This window comes from Prevotella aff. ruminicola Tc2-24, assembly GCF_900110895.1.
In the GTDB taxonomy this organism is placed as follows: domain Bacteria; phylum Bacteroidota; class Bacteroidia; order Bacteroidales; family Bacteroidaceae; genus Prevotella.
This window is the reverse complement of the sequence record NZ_FOIQ01000001.1, coordinates 834,617-851,331: the sequence shown is the minus strand read 5'-3', so window position 1 is coordinate 851,331 and position 16,715 is coordinate 834,617. Positions and strand designations below refer to the sequence as shown.

The 16,715-nt window shown below is 51.8% G+C and carries 13 protein-coding genes; 6 read left to right on the top strand and 7 right to left on the bottom strand.

The genetic code is table 11. The features are described 5' to 3' along the window. The first annotated feature begins 20 nt into the window (after window positions 1-20). Window positions 21-1,403, top strand: a complete 1,383-nt coding sequence (locus BMY63_RS03635) for a glycoside hydrolase family 57 protein (RefSeq protein WP_091914750.1) — start codon at window positions 21-23, stop codon at window positions 1,401-1,403. Between the two features lie 21 nt (window positions 1,404-1,424). On the opposite strand, the gene BMY63_RS03630 is transcribed toward BMY63_RS03635, so the two are convergent. Further along, a complete protein-coding gene (locus tag BMY63_RS03630) occupies window positions 1,425-2,225 on the bottom strand; it encodes a tRNA threonylcarbamoyladenosine dehydratase (protein ID WP_091914748.1) in 801 nt (266 codons plus the stop codon). 895 nt (window positions 2,226-3,120) lie between these two features. Between BMY63_RS03630 and BMY63_RS03620 the strand changes: the two genes are divergently transcribed. Beyond that, window positions 3,121-3,621, top strand: coding sequence for a hypothetical protein (locus tag BMY63_RS03620; RefSeq protein WP_091899795.1), 501 nt, complete (start codon window positions 3,121-3,123; stop codon window positions 3,619-3,621). 228 nt (window positions 3,622-3,849) lie between these two features. Here the strand turns inward: BMY63_RS03620 and BMY63_RS03615 are convergent, their stop codons facing one another. The 5 genes from BMY63_RS03615 to BMY63_RS03595 are packed head-to-tail and all read right to left on the bottom strand — an operon-like array spanning window position 3,850 to window position 8,902. Then, window positions 3,850-4,446 (bottom strand): response regulator transcription factor, encoded by a 597-nt coding sequence (locus tag BMY63_RS03615; protein ID WP_091914742.1) that lies wholly within the window; start codon window positions 4,444-4,446, stop codon window positions 3,850-3,852. Window positions 4,447-4,456: 10 nt separating this feature from the next. Beyond that, window positions 4,457-5,614, bottom strand: coding sequence for a sodium ion-translocating decarboxylase subunit beta (locus BMY63_RS03610; protein WP_091899793.1), 1,158 nt, complete (start codon window positions 5,612-5,614; stop codon window positions 4,457-4,459). Between the two features lie 22 nt (window positions 5,615-5,636). Continuing rightward, window positions 5,637-6,089 (bottom strand): biotin/lipoyl-containing protein, encoded by a 453-nt coding sequence (locus tag BMY63_RS03605; RefSeq protein WP_091899792.1) that lies wholly within the window; start codon window positions 6,087-6,089, stop codon window positions 5,637-5,639. A gap of 44 nt (window positions 6,090-6,133) precedes the next feature. Further along, a complete protein-coding gene (locus BMY63_RS03600; protein WP_091914740.1) occupies window positions 6,134-7,153 on the bottom strand; it encodes an OadG family protein in 1,020 nt (339 codons plus the stop codon). Window positions 7,154-7,210: 57 nt separating this feature from the next. Next, window positions 7,211-8,902, bottom strand: coding sequence for a putative transporter (locus tag BMY63_RS03595; protein ID WP_091899945.1), 1,692 nt, complete (start codon window positions 8,900-8,902; stop codon window positions 7,211-7,213). A 228-nt stretch (window positions 8,903-9,130) separates the two neighbouring features. On the opposite strand from BMY63_RS03595, the gene mutA reads away from it, so the two are divergent. Genes mutA through BMY63_RS03575 form a run of 4 tightly spaced genes read left to right on the top strand, consistent with a single transcriptional unit; the run spans window position 9,131 to window position 15,252 of the window. Continuing rightward, the gene (gene mutA, locus BMY63_RS03590; protein ID WP_091914738.1) at window positions 9,131-10,996 is read left to right on the top strand and encodes a methylmalonyl-CoA mutase small subunit; all 1,866 of its coding nucleotides are present in this window, start codon (window positions 9,131-9,133) and stop codon (window positions 10,994-10,996) included. A gap of 18 nt (window positions 10,997-11,014) precedes the next feature. After that, the gene (gene scpA, locus BMY63_RS03585; RefSeq protein ID WP_091899789.1) at window positions 11,015-13,180 is read left to right on the top strand and encodes a methylmalonyl-CoA mutase; all 2,166 of its coding nucleotides are present in this window, start codon (window positions 11,015-11,017) and stop codon (window positions 13,178-13,180) included. Next, window positions 13,181-14,209 (top strand): NAD(P)/FAD-dependent oxidoreductase, encoded by a 1,029-nt coding sequence (locus BMY63_RS03580; RefSeq protein WP_091914737.1) that lies wholly within the window; start codon window positions 13,181-13,183, stop codon window positions 14,207-14,209. It begins immediately after the preceding gene. After that, window positions 14,206-15,252, top strand: coding sequence for an NAD(P)/FAD-dependent oxidoreductase (locus BMY63_RS03575; RefSeq protein ID WP_091914735.1), 1,047 nt, complete (start codon window positions 14,206-14,208; stop codon window positions 15,250-15,252). The genes BMY63_RS03580 and BMY63_RS03575 overlap by 4 nt, the downstream gene beginning before the upstream one ends. Window positions 15,253-15,400: 148 nt before the next feature. On the opposite strand, the gene BMY63_RS03570 is transcribed toward BMY63_RS03575, so the two are convergent. Next, complete coding sequence (locus tag BMY63_RS03570; protein ID WP_091899786.1) at window positions 15,401-16,672, bottom strand: phosphoglycerate kinase; 1,272 nt, start codon at window positions 16,670-16,672, stop codon at window positions 15,401-15,403. Window positions 16,673-16,715: the final 43 nt, after the last annotated feature.

Below are 16,715 nucleotides of genomic sequence, written 5' to 3'. Positions count from 1 at the left end.
AGAATTAAGAATTAAGAGTTATGAAAACGATTTGTTTATATTTCGAGATACATCAGATTATTCATCTGAAGCGTTACCGTTTCTTCGATATCGGTACCGATCATTACTACTACGATGACTATGAGAACGAGCGTAGCATCACCGACATCGTAGAGCGCAGTTATATGCCCGCCCTGAATGCCCTTCACGAGATGATCCTCGAGAACGGTAAGTACTTCAAGGTGGCCTTCTCCCTCTCGGGCACAGGTATCGAGCAGTTGGAGATGCATGCCCCACAGGTACTCGAGAAGTTGCAGCAGATGAACGAGACTGGTTGCGTGGAGTTCCTGGCCGAGCCCTACAGTCACGGACTGTCGTCGCTCGCCAACGAGGAGACCTTCGCCCGCGACGTGAAGAAACAGGCTGCGAAGATCGAGGAAATGTTCGGTAAGAAGCCCACCGTCGCCCGTAACTCGTCACTCATCTACAGCAACGATATCGGTGCACAGATTGCCGCCATGGGCTTCAAGGGTATGCTCACCGAGGGTGCCAAGCATGTGCTCGGCTGGAAGTCGCCCCATTATGTGTACCACTGTCAGAATGCTCCCAGTCTGAAGCTGTTGCTCCGTGATATCGAACTGTCCGATGATATCTCCCTGCGCTTCAATAACTCCGAGTGGGACGGTTATCCGCTCTTCGCCGACGACTATATCGACCGTATCGCTCGCATGCCCGAGGAAGAGCAGATCATCAATATCTTCATGGAACTCTCCGCCCTGGGTATCGCCCAGCCCTTGTCAAGCAACATCCTCGACTTCATCAAGGCGTTGCCGGCCTGTGCCAAGGCCAAGGGCATCACGTTCTCCACGCCCACCGAGATCTGCAAGGCCTGCAAGAGCATCAGTGAGCTCGACGTTCCCGACACCCTGTCGTGGGTCGACGAGGAGCGCGACGCCAGTTGCTGGCTCGGCAATGCCATGCAGCGCGAAGCCTTCGAGAAGCTCTACTCCGTGGCCGACCGTCTGCGCATCGCCGACGATCCGCGTATCAATCAAGACTGGGATTATCTGCAGGCTTCCAACAATTTCCGCTTCATGACCACCAAGCCCTCTAACGTCGGACTCGACCGTGGTATCTACAGTGGACCGTTCGATGCCTTCACCAACTATATGAATATCCTTGGCGACTTCATCAACAGGGTGAACGCTCTCTATCCGCTCGATATCGACAACGACGAGCTGGAGAGTCTGCTCACGACCATTAAAAATCAGGGCGATGAGATAGAGATGAAAGACAAGGAGATCACGCGCCTCAAGGCTCGTCTCGAAAAGCTCCAGTCCTCTGCCGCCAAGAAGCCTGCCGCTAAGAAAGCCGCCGCTCCCAAGAAGGCCGTAGCCAAGAAGTCAGCCGCCAAGAAAGATTGATGCGGCGACGCTCAGGCGTTCCTATTGATGACTGATATCCTTCAGCACCAGTCCGCCCAGCATGAAGCCGAAGATGGCGGTGATGTGAGCCATCGTACCGTTGATCTGTGCCTTCGCCGAGCACCACTCGTGGTTGAGTAGGGTGGGGTCGCCAGGCCCCGCTTTCGTCTTCGGACACATACACTGCTCTGTGCCGCAGGTGCCGTTGTGACCGCGGTTGGTCAGCAGTTCATCGCTGTACACACACTGGAACTTACGCTTGGGATACAGCCCCTGACTCTTGAACTTCTTACGGAGGGCTCGCGCCAGTGGGTCGCCCTTCACCTTCCAGAACTCCGTTACCTTGATGCGTGTGGGGTCCATCTTCAGGGCAGCCCCCATCGACGAGAAGAACTTCGCTTGTGTCTGACAGGCCAGACGGATGAGCAGTGCCTTATCCTTCAGCGAGTCGATGGCATCGATGATATAGTCGTAGCTGTCGAGGTCGAACGCGTCGGCCGTCTCTTGGGTGAAGATCTTCTGCAGTGCGTTGATCTCTGCCGACGGGTTGATGGAGAGCAGTCGTTCTTTCAGGGCTTCCACCTTCACCTGTCCGATGGTCTTGGTCGTCGCCATCAGTTGTCGGTTGATATTGGTGATGCACACGCGGTCACTGTCCACGATCGTCATCTGTCGGATGCCGCTTCGCACCAGACACTCTGCGCACCACGATCCGACGCCCCCCACGCCGAAGATGATGACCCGTTGCCGGGCGATCTTCTCCATGGTGTCGTCGCCGAGCAGCAGCTCACTTCTTCTGAATATCGCACTCTCTATTGCCATCGTTCTTGTATTTTGGCTGCAAAGGTACATCAAATCGTTCGAAAAACCAAAGACTTCTGTGCTTTTCCTCTCTCCCCGCCACAGCCCCAATGCCCTCCACGCTCCCTGAGCCCCCTCCCTCCGCGGTCCCTGAGCCTGTCGAAGGGCCGAAAGGACCTGTCAAAAGCATTGAAGGGGCGAAGAAAGGACAAACATGATATATCTTTACAAACGCCCTCTCATAACTCGTGTGGCAGTCACAAACATCATCATGAGCCCTGTACACGCGATTTTTGAGTTGTTTGTGTATTTGACTGATAATAAGCGAGTTAAGTTTATTCACGAAAGGGGTGGCATCTTTCGTTCAAAGAGATAGGCCCCATGAGTCATTCAGATAGGGTTTACGAGTGAAAGAGATAATCCCTTATAGGGTATAGAGATGATCCCTTTCTCTCGTAAGTGCCATTCCTTACAGTCGTGGAGATAATCTCCTTGACTGTAAGAAGCCGGGGCTACCCAGAATACCCCCTCTCTCTACACCGAACAGGGCAAAAAGGGACTAAAGAAGCCCCTTGTTTTTTCTAGTTTGCAACTTCAGACGAACACTTTTTTCGGCACTTTTTCAGGACAAAACGAAGGCTGGAGCTACTATAATTCAACAGACCTTGACGGAAATATGAAGACTTTTAGAGCCGCAACGGTACACCTTTCTTGTATCTAAAGTCCTATCACATAGGGTGATATATAACTTTTATCATCAAAGATTTGGTTCGATACGAGGAATTTGTTATCTTTGCGGAGTAGAACTTAAAACAATAGTCTGACATCGATAATAACTATATAACCAATCCCTTGTTGTTTTATACAATGAGACAAAAAATGAATAACGATGATTATAAATCGTGTTTGGACCGAGATGTATAAGGCAAAGAGCTACCTCTTGCAGATTGAATTGTATAACGATAAGAAACGCAGGTTTAACAGAGTTGCGTCGTTATTGATTGTGTTAGCTTCTGTTATTTGTGCTTCAACAGCATCGTTCTCTGAATGTAAATGGGCAACCATCATCTCAGCCGTCATAGCTGCTGTTTCTGCCATTATAAAAGAATGTTTGCCTCTTCTGATGCAGTCTGATGAAGAGCTAAAGAAGATGGATAATATATATGACTTTTATAAAGGTTATTTGCAGAAACTCGAGAAACTCTTCATGGAGCGGTACGATCCCAATACTGATGTAGATGATGTGAAAATGACTGCTCGATTTGATGAGATTGTAAAGACAGAAGGCAGCAACGAGTCTGAGCTAAACTGTTTGTGTCGTAGCTTAACAAAAAAAGAGGAAATGAAGATCCAAGAGCTTACTGATAGATATTTTGATCGGATTTATAATGATGTCTACGATAATAACATACAGTAAAAAGAAATATGGGAACAAGAACATCTGATTCGGAGAAACGCCCAACGCCTCCTAGAAGAAAGCTGGTGAATGTTGAGCCAAAGAAGCGACCTCCTGTAGCTCCTCAGAAGTAGTTGCTTGGCTTAAGAATCTTGGCTTTTATATAAGTAGTAGGCAGTTAGGAAACTGCCTACTACTACGTGTTATTTAAAACGATAGACTCTACTAAGAATGGTGGTAGACTTCGTTTTAGATCTTGTTGATGTCGACGTAGCCGTGCATGACGGCATAGATGGTAAGGGCGCTGACACTCTTCATGCCGAGCTTCTCCATGATGTTCTTACGATGGGTGATGACGGTGGACAGACCGATATGCAGACGGTCGGCAATCTCTTTGTTGATATATCCTTGTACGATGAGCGACATGACCTCGATCTCACGGTCGGAGAGAATCTTACGGGTGAGGATGTCGGGCATCGGCGGGAGGTTCTCACCATGGCCGTGGGCATGCTGCTCGAGCATGAGCAGCGCACGCACCAGGTCGGACTCAGGCACATTGATGCAGAGGCTGTGGAACTCGGACAGCTGTGACATACTGTCGAGCGAGAGCGTGAGCACAATGGTCTTCCGTCTGCGCTCGGCGAAGAACGCCTTGTTTTCGAGCACGATGTTCATCGCGGCAAAGTAGTGGAAGTAGCTGTCGGGACTGTTGGCCTCGAGCTCGGAGAACGAGCCGAAGGTGTCGACCGTCATGATGGGCATGACGGTCTGGAGCATTTGCTTCAGTCCCATGGCCGCCAGAGTGTTGGGGTCGACGACAGCTATCTTCGGTCTACCTTGCATCATGGGCGGTTGTCTATGAGAGGAAGCCGAGCAGAGCGCCGGCAGCTACGGCCGAGCCGATGACACCAGCCACATTCGGACCCATGGCGTGCATGAGCAGGAAGTTGTGGCGGTCGTACTCGAGACCGAGGTTATTACTGATACGTGCGGCCATCGGCACAGCACTCACACCGGCATTACCGATCAGCGGATTGAGCTTCTTACCTTCGGGCAGGAAGAGGTTCATGATCTTGACGAAGCACACGCCGGAGGCGGTGGCAATCATAAAGGCCATGGCACCGAGGGCAAAGATCTTGATGGTGTTCATCGTGAGGAACTCGCTGGCCTGTGTGGAGCAGCCGACGGTGAGGCCGAGCAGCATCACGACGATATCGTTCAGTGCGGCACCTGCGGTCTTCGCCAGACGGGTGGTCTTACCACTCTCCTTGAGCAGGTTACCGAAGAACAGCATACCCAGCAGCGGCAGGCCCGAGGGCACGATGAACGTGGTGAGCAGCAGACCGATGATGGGGAAGAGGATGCGCTCGGTCTGTGACACCTCACGACCGGGCTTCATCTTGATGACGCGCTCTTTCTTCGTGGTGAGCAGGCGCATGATGAACGGCTGTATCACTGGCACGAGGGCCATATACGAGTAGGCACATACGGCGATGGCACCCATGAGGTTGGGTGAGAGCTTGCTCGACAGGAAGATGGCGGTAGGACCGTCGGCACCACCGATGATGGCGATGCCTGCTGCCTGTGAGGGCTCGAAGCCCATGGCCAGCGCTACCATGTAGGCACCGAAGATACCAAACTGTGCGGAGGCGCCGATGAGCATGAGCTTGGGATTGGCCAGCAGCGCCGAGAAATCGGTCATGGCACCGATGCCGAGGAAGATAAGGGGCGGATACCACCCTTGTCGTACGCCTTGGTAGAAGATGTTCAGCACGGAGTTGTCTTCGTAGAGACCTATCTCCAGTCCGGCGTCAGCGCGGAAGGGGATGTTACCCAGGATGATACCCAGTCCGATGGGTACCAGCAGGAGTGGTTCAAAGTCTTTTCTGATGGCGAGCCAGATGAAGAAGGCTCCCACCACAATCATGATGAGGTTCCCGACGGTGGCATTGGCAAATGCCGTATAGGTGAGGAACTCATGGAAGTTCTGTATGATAAATTGTCCGAGATCCATGTGAGTAGACTATTGATTAATGCTATCCGATGGTCATGAGGACGGTGCCTTCCATGACACTCTCGCCCTGCTTGACGGTGATGGATGTGACTGTTCCCTCGTACTCAGACTCGATATTGTTCTGCATCTTCATGGCCTCGAGCACCAGCACGACATCGCCGCGCTTGACACTGTCGCCCACGGCTACCTTCACGTCGGTGATGGTGCCTGGCAGTGGGGCCTTGACAGCCGAGCCTGTACCTGCTGCCATCGGCTTACTGGCGGCAGGAGCCACCTCGGGAGCCACGGCCGGACGGGCCACGGGCTTGGGAGCCTCGACATGCACCTTCTTCAGGGTGCTGGCGGGGTTGATGGGCTGTTTCATCTCCACGTCAAAGAGGATGCCGTTGACATTCACCTTGGCGATGTTGCCCTCTACTTCTTCTATCTCAACGTCGTAGTCGACGCCTTGTACTCTATATTGATACTTGTTCATCTTTTCTACTATAATCTGTAAATCTATAAACTATCTGCTATACACTATCTCATGTCCGGGGTCGTGGGAATCACCGGCGCTGTGTGATCCTGCGGTTGAAGCGGATCGTGGAAGTGAGTCATCTGGGTGTACTCATAGCTCCAGTCGGTTTCTTTCGACTTGATGGTGATGATTCCACTCTCCACATCGTGCACATCGTCCTGGTACTGCTTGAGTGCCATGGATATGACAGCGATATAGACTTCTTTGTCGATACCCTTGGTTTTAAGACCATCCTGCAGGAGATTGCCCGTGGCATGTGCGATGTCGTGGGTCACCTCGACGGTCTTCGTGACAGCCTTGATGGGCTGGGTGTTGACGACCTTGCGCGCCGTATCGATATGTCGCATGATAAGGCCGAAGAGCCAGAAGAACACGAAGAGCACAGCCAGACAGAAGAACACGATGCCCATGGCCAACAGGGTGATGCCGAAGCCGTGGGGATCGTCGCGCTTCAGCTTGGCATCCTTGGTCTCGTCGGTCTTGATGAAGTTCTCGATGCCTGGGGTGACATTGTCGGCCGACTTCACGCTCCAGCCACTGGCATGGCGTGCGTAACTCTGGTCGGCGGCCAGTGCGGGGATGCTTACCGAGTCGATAAGCTCGGTGGCGTTACCGTTGTATAGCGCCAGCCATACGGGTTCGGAGATGGGCATCGGGAGTGAGAGATGCAGCTTACCCTGTGCAGGGTTGGAGTTGCAGAAGAAGACAAGATGCTGCCGACCGCCAATCTGTGTGCGGGGATCACCACTGGGGATGACGCTCATGCGTTTGATGCGTTCGGGAACACTCATCTGCGGGTCCAGGACGGAGCGGTCGGTGGTGAAGTACATGCCACGGATATTATAGGTGGTGAACGAGGTGTTCTCCAGCTCTATCCATGCTTCACGACTGCCGTATTCGTCCACGACGCTGGCAGTGTTATTGGTCAGCACCTCGTTGATCCGGATGTTCTTGGCTCCCTGAGCAAACATCCCCGAGACACTGAGCAGCGCACCGCCGAGCAGTAGTAATGTTTTTTTCATTCTGGTTTTTGTATTATTATATAAGTTATTGTTTTTTGTGTCAGTCTGTTCAGCACCCTAGCCACAGAAGAACAGGACGATGATCTGGGCGGTGAAGATGCGAAGGAACATAGCCAGCGGATAGACCGTGGAGTAACCTACGGCCGGGGCCTCCTTAGAGCAGATGCTGTTGGCATAGGCCAGGGCAGGGGGGTCGGTATAGGTACCAGCAATCATACCTGCGATGGTGAAGTAGTTGAAACGGTAACGGAGGCGTGCGATGGGGCCGATGATCAGGATAGGGATGATCGTGATCAGGAAACCTGTGAGTACGAACAGCAGTCCGTTGCCTTGGATGACTGTCTCGAAGAAGTTAGCACCAGCCTTGATACCTACCGAGGCGAGGAAGAGTACCAGTCCGATCTCTCGCAGCATCATATTGGCCGAGGTGGTCGTATAGGTGACCAGGTGGATCTTATAGCCATAGCGGCCGATAAGGATGGCGATGATCAGCGGACCGCCAGCCAGTCCGAGCTTCACGGGCACAGGCATGCCGGGGATGACCAAGGGCAGGGAACCGAAGATCAGTCCGAGGAAGATGCCCACGAAGATGGTGGCGATGTTTGGTGCCTCGAGGCGGCGGATGCTGTTACCCATCTTTCCGGCTACGCGGTCGACGGCATCCTCGGGACCAACGACCATGATGCGGTCGCCCACCTGCAGGGGTAGTGCGGCTGAGGCAAAGAGATCCATGCCATGACGTGTCACACGGGTGACGTTCACACCATGCACACTTGAGAAGTGCATGGATGCCAGGGTCTTGCCATTCACCTTCGGGTTGGTAATAAGAATGCGCTTCGATACGAGCGGCTGGTCTTGCTGCTCGAAGTCGATATCGATGATAGGACCGATGAAGGCGACGATGGCCTCGTAGTCGGCCTCAGCACAGACGATCAGCATCTGATCGCCCACGTGGAACACCGTGTCGCGGTTGGGTATCGAGAGCTCACCATTATGTACGATGCGAGAGCAAACGAAGTCGCGGTTCAGAAAGTCGTGTACCTGCAACAGGGTCTTGCCCTCCAGGTATTTGTTGGTCACCTCAAGGTGCATCTTATAGGGCTTTCTGTTGACATTGGTCTCTTCCATGCATTTCAGTTGGGCTTCCTCCTTCTCGAGCTTCACCTTGCAGATGTACCTTATTAATATGGTGGCACCGATGATGCCCAGCACACCAAGGGGGTAAGCGCATGCATAGGCCGATGCGATCTGGGGTGCTCCTTGCGGGAACACAGAGGTGAGCGCCTCGTTGGCAGCACCGAGTCCGGGGGTGTTGGTCACAGCACCATAGAGCGTTCCAACCATCATAGGCAGGTTGGTCACGTCGCTGGTATCGAAGAACAGATAGTAACAGGCGAACATCACCACGATGTTCAGCAGAATGGCGATGGCAGCCAGTCCGTTGAGCTTGATGCCGGCCATGCCGAAACTCTCGAAGAAGCCCGGGCCTACCTGCATACCAATCATGAAGACGAAGAGGATCAGACCGAAGTCCTGTACAAAGGTGAGAATAGGTGTCGGGGCTGTGAAACCGACATGTCCGGCGATGATACCGGCGAAGAGAACGAAGGTCACTCCCAGGGAGATACCGAACAACTTAATCTTTCCTAAATAAACACCGATGGCGATGACGATGGCGTAGAGCAGAACAATATGCGCTACGGAATCTGTGGCCGTAAACAGGTCCTTCAACCATTGAAAAGAATCCATATCCAATTACTAACTTTTACTAATCCCAAATTTGACTGCAAAGTTACTTAAAAAAATGCGCATGACAAGTATTTTATATATTAAATATTGAATAAAAACTGATTTTTTATTTCTTTCACAATTCATTGTAGTTAATTGCTTAAATATTTCGTAACTTTGTAGCCTAATAGTAATAGTAAGCAAGAACCAATTTAAAACTTAAAACAAACTTATATATAATTTATACGTATGATGGAAAACAAAGAGAAGCTCTTTACCGAGTTTACGGCGCCGACAACCCAAGAATGGCTCGACAAGATTGAAGTCGACCTGAAGGGTGCCGACTTCCAGAAACGACTGGTATGGAGAACAAATGAAGGTTTTAATGTGCAGCCCTTCTATCGCCGGGAAGACCTGGCGAACCTGAAGACCCCCGACGCACTCCCGGGTGAGTTCCCGTTCGTGCGGGGTAACAAGAAGGACTCTAACGAGTGGTATGTCCGTCAGAATATCGAGGCTAGTGACCCGAAGGCCGCCAATGCCAAGGCTCTTGACATCCTGAACAAGGGAGTCGACTCGCTAGGATTCCACATCCCTGGCAAGATCGTGTCTATGGAGACGGTATCAACGCTGCTCGAGGGTATCTATTGCGAATGTGTCGAGGTGAACTTCTCGACCTGTCAGCGTCACTCGCTCGAACTCGCTGAGATCCTGAAGACCTATTGGCAGAGGAAAGGCTACGACAAGGAAAAGATAGTAGGCTCTATCGAGTGGGATCCCATGAAGAAGATGGTGCTGAAAGGAAAAGATGTGTCCCCAGTGCTGGCGTTCGGTCCTAAGCTGGCTGAGTCGCTTAAGGAGTATCCTCATTTCCGTGGTATCGTAGTTCATAGTGATGCACTCAATAATGCCGGTGCCTATATCGTTCAGGAGTTGGGCTATGCACTGGCCTGGGGTAATGAGTATCTGCAACAGCTCACGGATGCCGGAGTCGATGTGGATCTGGCAGCTAAGAGCATCAAGTTCAATATGGGCGTTTCCGAGAACTACTTCATGGAGATTGCCAAGTTCCGTGCCGCCCGTCTGCTCTGGGCTCAGATCGTGAAGCAGTATGAGCCGAAGTGCGACTGTGCTTGTAAGATGATCATCAATGCGACAACCTCGACATATAATCAGACGCTGTTTGATTCGTACGTGAACCTGCTGCGTTCGCAGACAGAGGCTATGAGCGCTGCCTTAGGGAGCGTGCACTCGATGGTAGTTACTCCGTTCGACGCGCCCTACGAAGAGGCCACGGATTTCTCGGAGCGTATTGCCCGCAACCAGCAGTTGCTGATCAAGGAGGAAAGTCATTTCGACCGTATCGTCGACCCGTCGGCAGGCTCTTATTATATCGAGCACCTTACTGATGCGTTGGCCACCGAGGCCTGGAAGATCTTCCTGAAGGTGGAAGATGAGGGTGGTTTCCTTGCCGCTGTGAAGGCCGGTACCATCCAGGATGATATTAACGCCACGAACGTGAAGCGTCATGGCGATGCTGCTAAGCGCAAGGAGTTCCTGTTGGGTACCAACCAGTTCCCTAACTTCACAGAGAAAAGTGAGGGTAAGCGCGCCTATCATCATGTGTGCGGTTGTGGTGGCGCTCATCATCATGGCGGGGATAGCGTTTCGCTGAAGACGATCGAGAGTACTCGTCTGGCGGCTGACTTCGAGGACCTGCGCATCCATACCGAGGAGACGAAGGTGCCTACAGCCTTTATGTTGACGATCGGTAATTTGGCCATGCGTCAGGCTCGTGCACAGTTCTCGTGTAACTTCCTCGCCTGTGCTGGTTACAAGGTCATCGATAATCTCGGTTTCAAGACCGTTGAGGAAGGTGTCGACGCGGCGCTCGAGGCTAAGGCTGATATCGTGGTAATCTGCTCTTCGGATGATGAGTATGCCGAGTATGCTATCCCAGCCTTTAAGTATTTGGACGGTCGTGCGATGTTTGTCGTGGCTGGTGCTCCTGCTTGCATGGAGGACCTGAAGGCTGCCGGCATCGAGAATTACATTCATGTGAAGTGTAATGTCCTCGAGACTTTAAAAGAGTATAATCAGAAACTTGGTATCTAAAGAATAGGAGATTGAATGATGCGCAAACAATTTAAAGATATAGATATCTACGCAGGCATCAAGGCTCAGGATGGTGCCAAGTGGATTAAAGATAATGGAATCGTAGAGAACTGGAAGACGCCCGAGCATATTGAGGTGAGACCGGTCTATACGAAAGAAGACCTCGAAGGGATGGAACACCTCGACTTCACAGCCGGTATCCCTCCCTATCTGCGTGGTCCGTACTCGATGATGTATCCTTTCAAACCGTGGACCATCCGACAGTATGCCGGATTCTCAACGGCCGAGGAATCGAATGCTTTCTATCGTCGTAACTTGGCTTCTGGCCAGAAGGGTCTGAGTGTTGCCTTCGACCTGCCGACCCATCGTGGCTATGACCCCGACAACGCCCGTGTAGTGGGTGATGTGGGCAAGGCTGGTGTGAGTATCTGCAACGAGGAGAACATGAAGGTGCTCTTTGGTGGCATCCCTCTCAACAAGATGTCAGTGTCGATGACCATGAACGGTGCCGTGTTGCCTATCCTGGCCTTCTACATCGTGGCTGGTCTGGAGCAGGGCGCACAGCTCGAGGAGATGGCTGGTACTATCCAGAACGATATCCTGAAGGAGTTCATGGTTCGTAACACCTATATTTATCCTCCTGCCTTCTCGATGAAGATCATTGCCGATATCTTCGAGTATACCTCACAGAAGATGCCGAAGTTCAACAGTATCTCGATCTCGGGTTATCACATGCAGGAGGCAGGAGCTACGGCAGATATCGAGTTGGCCTACACCCTGGCCGATGGTATGGACTACCTTCGTACGGGTGTGAATGCTGGCATCGACGTGGATGCTTTTGCACCGCGACTGAGTTTCTTCTGGGCCATCGGCATGAACCACTTCATGGAGATAGCCAAGATGCGTGCAGGTCGACTGCTGTGGGCGAAGATCGTGAAGAGCTTCGGTGCCAAGAACCCGAAGTCGCTCGCATTGCGTACCCACTCGCAGACATCCGGTTGGTCGCTCACCGAACAGGATCCCTTCAATAATGTGGGACGAACCTGTATCGAGGCCATGGCTGCCGTACTGGGTCATACCCAGTCGTTGCATACCAATGCTCTTGACGAGGCTATCGCACTGCCTACCGACTTCTCGGCTCGTATCGCCCGTAATACTCAGATATACATCCAGAACGAGACAAAGGTCTGTAAGCAGATCGATCCGTGGGCTGGTAGCTACTATGTTGAGACCCTGACCAATGAACTCGTACATAAGGCTTGGGAGCATATCCAGGAGATCGAGAAGTTGGGCGGTATGGCCAAGGCTATTGAGACCGGTCTGCCCAAGATGCGTATCGAGGAGGCTGCAGCTCGTACCCAGGCTCGTATCGACTCTGGTGTGCAGACCATCGTTGGTACTAACAAGTACCGTCTGGAACATGAGGATCCAATCGATATCCTTGAGGTGGACAACACCGCTGTGCGTAAGCAGCAGGAGGAGAGTCTGAAGGAGGTGCGCAGCAAGCGCGACGAGGCTGCCTGTCAGGCAGCCCTGAAGGCCATCACCGACTGCGTACGTGAGTTCAGCGAGGGTAAGAAGAGTAAGAGCAACCTGCTCGACCTCGCCGTCAAGGCTGCCCAGTTGCGCTGTACGCTAGGTGAGATCAGTGATGCCTGCGAAGAGATCGTAGGCCGGTATAAAGCAGTAATCAGAACAATTTCAGGTGTGTATAGTTCAGAATCAAAGAACGACAGCGACTTCGAGTTGGCTTGTAAGCTGACCGATGAGTTCGCAGAGAAGGAAGGTCGTCGTCCTCGTATCTTCATCGCAAAGATGGGACAGGATGGACATGACCGTGGTGCTAAGGTTGTGGCCACCGGCTATGCCGACTGTGGTTTTGACGTGGATATGGGACCGCTGTTCCAGACGCCCGCAGAGGCGGCTCGTGAGGCTGTGGAGAATGATGTGCACTGTGTGGGTGCTTCTTCACTCGCCGCTGGTCATAAGACGCTCATCCCGCAGTTGATTGAGGAGTTGAAGAAATTGGGTCGTGAGGACATTATGGTTATCGCCGGTGGCGTGATTCCTGCCCAGGACTATGACTTCCTCTATAAGGCTGGTGTAGCTGCCATCTTCGGTCCTGGTACCTCTGTGGCGAAGGCTGCCGTCGAGATGATGAAGATATTGTTAGACAAAGAATAAATGAAGCATGTAGATGTACTGATTGTCGGAGCCGGTCCAGCCGGCTCCGTTTGTGGATACCTCCTTAAGAAGGCGGGGGTTGACTGTCTGGTGGTTGATCATGCGACCTTTCCTCGGGATAAGGTCTGTGGTGGTGGACTCAGTTCGAAGACGTGTCGTCTGCTCGACCAGTTAGTGCCGGGTCTCCATTATGATTATAACACAGTAGGACATATCCGTCTTTCTATTGACAACAAGGCGCATTGCGAGTTTGATACCAAGGAGCCCCTCCGTATCGTTCAGCGTAAGCATTTCGACCATGATTTGCTGAAGCAGTACATATCGGTTGGTGGCGCCTTTCAGCAGGCTGCGTTCGAGCGTTTTGAGGAACAGAACGGGCAGATTGTTGCCAGACTGAAATCGGGAGAGGAGATTGCCTGTCGTTATCTGGTGGGGGCCGATGGCTCGAACAGTCGTGTGCGCCGCTGTCTGAAGCCTGATACTGAGCGTGGTATCCTCGCGATGGAACAGTATGTCGAGAAAAGCGGAGACAATGGTGTCGATGTGGTTTTGTCGCAGTCGTATGACACTGGTGGTTATTTCTTCCGTTTCCCCAATAAGGCGTTTGATGTGGTGGGCTTCGGTGATGTGTCGACCACCCCGGAGAAATTCCGTAAGGTGATGCGTCAGAACAATATCGCAGATGGAAAAGCGCGTGGTGCCTTCATCTATCTTTCCAACGATTATCCCATGCATGATCATGTGATCCTGATAGGTGATGCCGGTGGATTTGCAAACCGTTGTACCTGTGAGGGATTGTTTGATGCCTTCAGAACTGCCCGGAATGCTGCGGAGGCTATTACCAGTGGACGGTCTTTCCGTGAGGTGAATGCTCCTATATTTAGGAAAATGAAGAAGGAAGAGCGATTGAGCAGGGTCTTCTTCAGTTCGTTTGGCTTCGCCATACTCAGGTGGTTGTGCGGTCATCCTGGATTGGTAAGGTGGGCCTTCGAGGCAAAGATGAAACGAGAAACTTTTTTTAAGAAATGAAGAATATAGACGTTTTGATTGTTGGAGCCGGTCCTGCCGGTTCGGTATGTGGTAGTCTGCTGAAGCAGGCGGGTGTTGATTGTGTGATCGTTGATCAGGCAACGTTTCCACGCGACAAGGTGTGTGGTGGCGGACTGACTGTGAAGGCTTGGCGCCTGCTCGACCAGTTGTTGCCAGGCATCAAGTATGATTACCGTCCTATCTACCGTATGCGTTGCCAGTTCGAGAACGATCCCGTGTGCGAGTTCCATTCTGAGTATGAGATCCGTATGACGCGCCGTAAGGACTTTGATTATACATTGCTGCAGTATTATATGAATCATGGTGGTGAACTCATCAAGGGTTCCTTCGCCCGATTCGAGCAGCAGGTCGATGGTCGTATTCTCGTCACCCTGAAGTCGGGTGATCAGATATCTTGTCGTTATCTGGTAGCTGCCGATGGCGCCAACAGTCTTATTCGTCGTCAGATGACCGGAGCGCCGAAGTTGCATGCTCTCTTCCTCGAGCAGTACAACGAGGGAGAGACTGATGACGATGTGTTCGTTCATTTCTCAAATAATTACAAGCCCGGCGTGTTCTATAAGTTCTCCAGTAAGGGGCGCGATATGTATGGCTTCGCAGCGTTGGAGTCGAACGAGGACTTCCCTCGTCATAGAGAGAAGTTCCGTGAGACCCTGACAACCTTCGGCATACCTGTAGGACGCATCCGTGGCGCCTATATTCCTTTGAATACTGTACAGTCGACTGTTGATAATGTCATACTTATCGGTGATGCCGGCGGCTTTGCCAACAAGTTGACAGGTGAAGGACTCTACGATGCTTTCAAGACAGCCGCCAATGCACAGCGTGCTATAGTTGAGAATAAGCCTTTCACCGAGACCAATAAAGAGGTGTTCCGTAAGATGGAACACCAGGTGAATGTCTTTAAGTTCTTCTTCAGTCCTTGTGGCTGGCGATTGATCCGATGGGGTATGCATCATCCTCGTCTGATCAAATGGCTCTTCGATGCCAAGATGAAACGTGAGACATTCCGTAAGAAATAGGAAATCCGTTCATCATTCAAACTAAAAGATAAAGTATTTATAGGTGTACAGAACTCGGCAGTCGCCTTAGTTTCCCCCTTTTTAAAAGTATGATGGCTGCAAGCTATAAGCGCTGCAGCCATCATTATTGTTATTAAAGAGTTTCTTATTACTCGCCCTTAATAGCGGCTACGCCGGGGAGAACCTTACCCTCGATGGCCTCGAGCAGAGCACCACCACCAGTAGAGATGTAAGATACCTGGTCGGCCAGACCAAATTTGTTGACACAAGCTACAGAGTCGCCACCACCGATCAGTGAGAACGCACCTTCAGCTGTTGCCTTAGCGATAGCCTCACCGATGGCACGTGAACCTGCAGTGAAGGCGTCGCACTCGAACACACCAGCAGGGCCGTTCCATAGGATTGTCTTAGCACCCTTGATAGCCTCGGCAAATGCCTTCTGGCTCTCGGGACCAGCGTCAACACCCTCGAAACCTGCGGGAACCTGGTTTGCAGGGCAGGTGATGATCTGAGCACCCTCCTTGACACTCATCGTGCCGAAGTCGAGACCGTTAGTAGCGGTGCAGTCAGAACCCAGAACGAGCTCAACACCGTTCTTCTTAGCCAGCTCCTCAACACCCAGAGCTACATCCAGTTTGTCGAGCTCAACGATTGAATCACCAATCTCACCATTGTGAGCCTTAGCAAAGGTGTAGGTCATACCACCGCAGAGGATGAGCTTATCAACCTTACCGAGTAGGTTCTCGATGATACCGATCTTAGAAGATACCTTAGAACCACCCATGATAGCAACGAAAGGACGCTTGATGTTAGAGAGAACGGCATCAACAGCCTGAACCTCCTTCTCCATCAGCAGACCCAGCATCTTGTTGTCAGCGTCGAAGTAATCAGCGATAACAGCGGTAGAAGCGTGCTTGCGGTGAGCTGTACCGAAGGCATCCATTACGTAGCAGTCAGCGTAGCTGGCAAGCGTCTTTGCAAACTCTTTCTGGCTGGCCTTCATAGCCTTCTTAGCCTCGTCGTATGCAGGATCAGCCTTGTCGATACCTACAGGCTTACCCTCTTCCTCAGGATAGAAACGAAGGTTCTCGAGCAGCAGAGCCTCACCCATCTTCAGAGCCTTAGCAGCATCTGCAGCCTTAGCGCAGTCGGGAGCGAAAGCAACAGGGACACCCAGTGCCTTCTCAACAGCCTCGCGGATCTGACCGAGTGACTTCTTTGCATCTACCTTACCTTTGGGCTTGCCCATGTGGCTCATGATGATGGTAGCACCACCGTCGGCTAGAATCTTCTTAAGAGTGGGGAGGGCACCGCGGATACGGGTGTCGTCAGTGATCTTACCATTCTCATCGAGGGGTACGTTAAAATCTACACGTACGATTGCCTTCTTACCGGCAAAGTTGAATTCGTTGATTGTCATAGCTGTGTATAATTTAATTAATGTGAACTACTCAATTTTAATG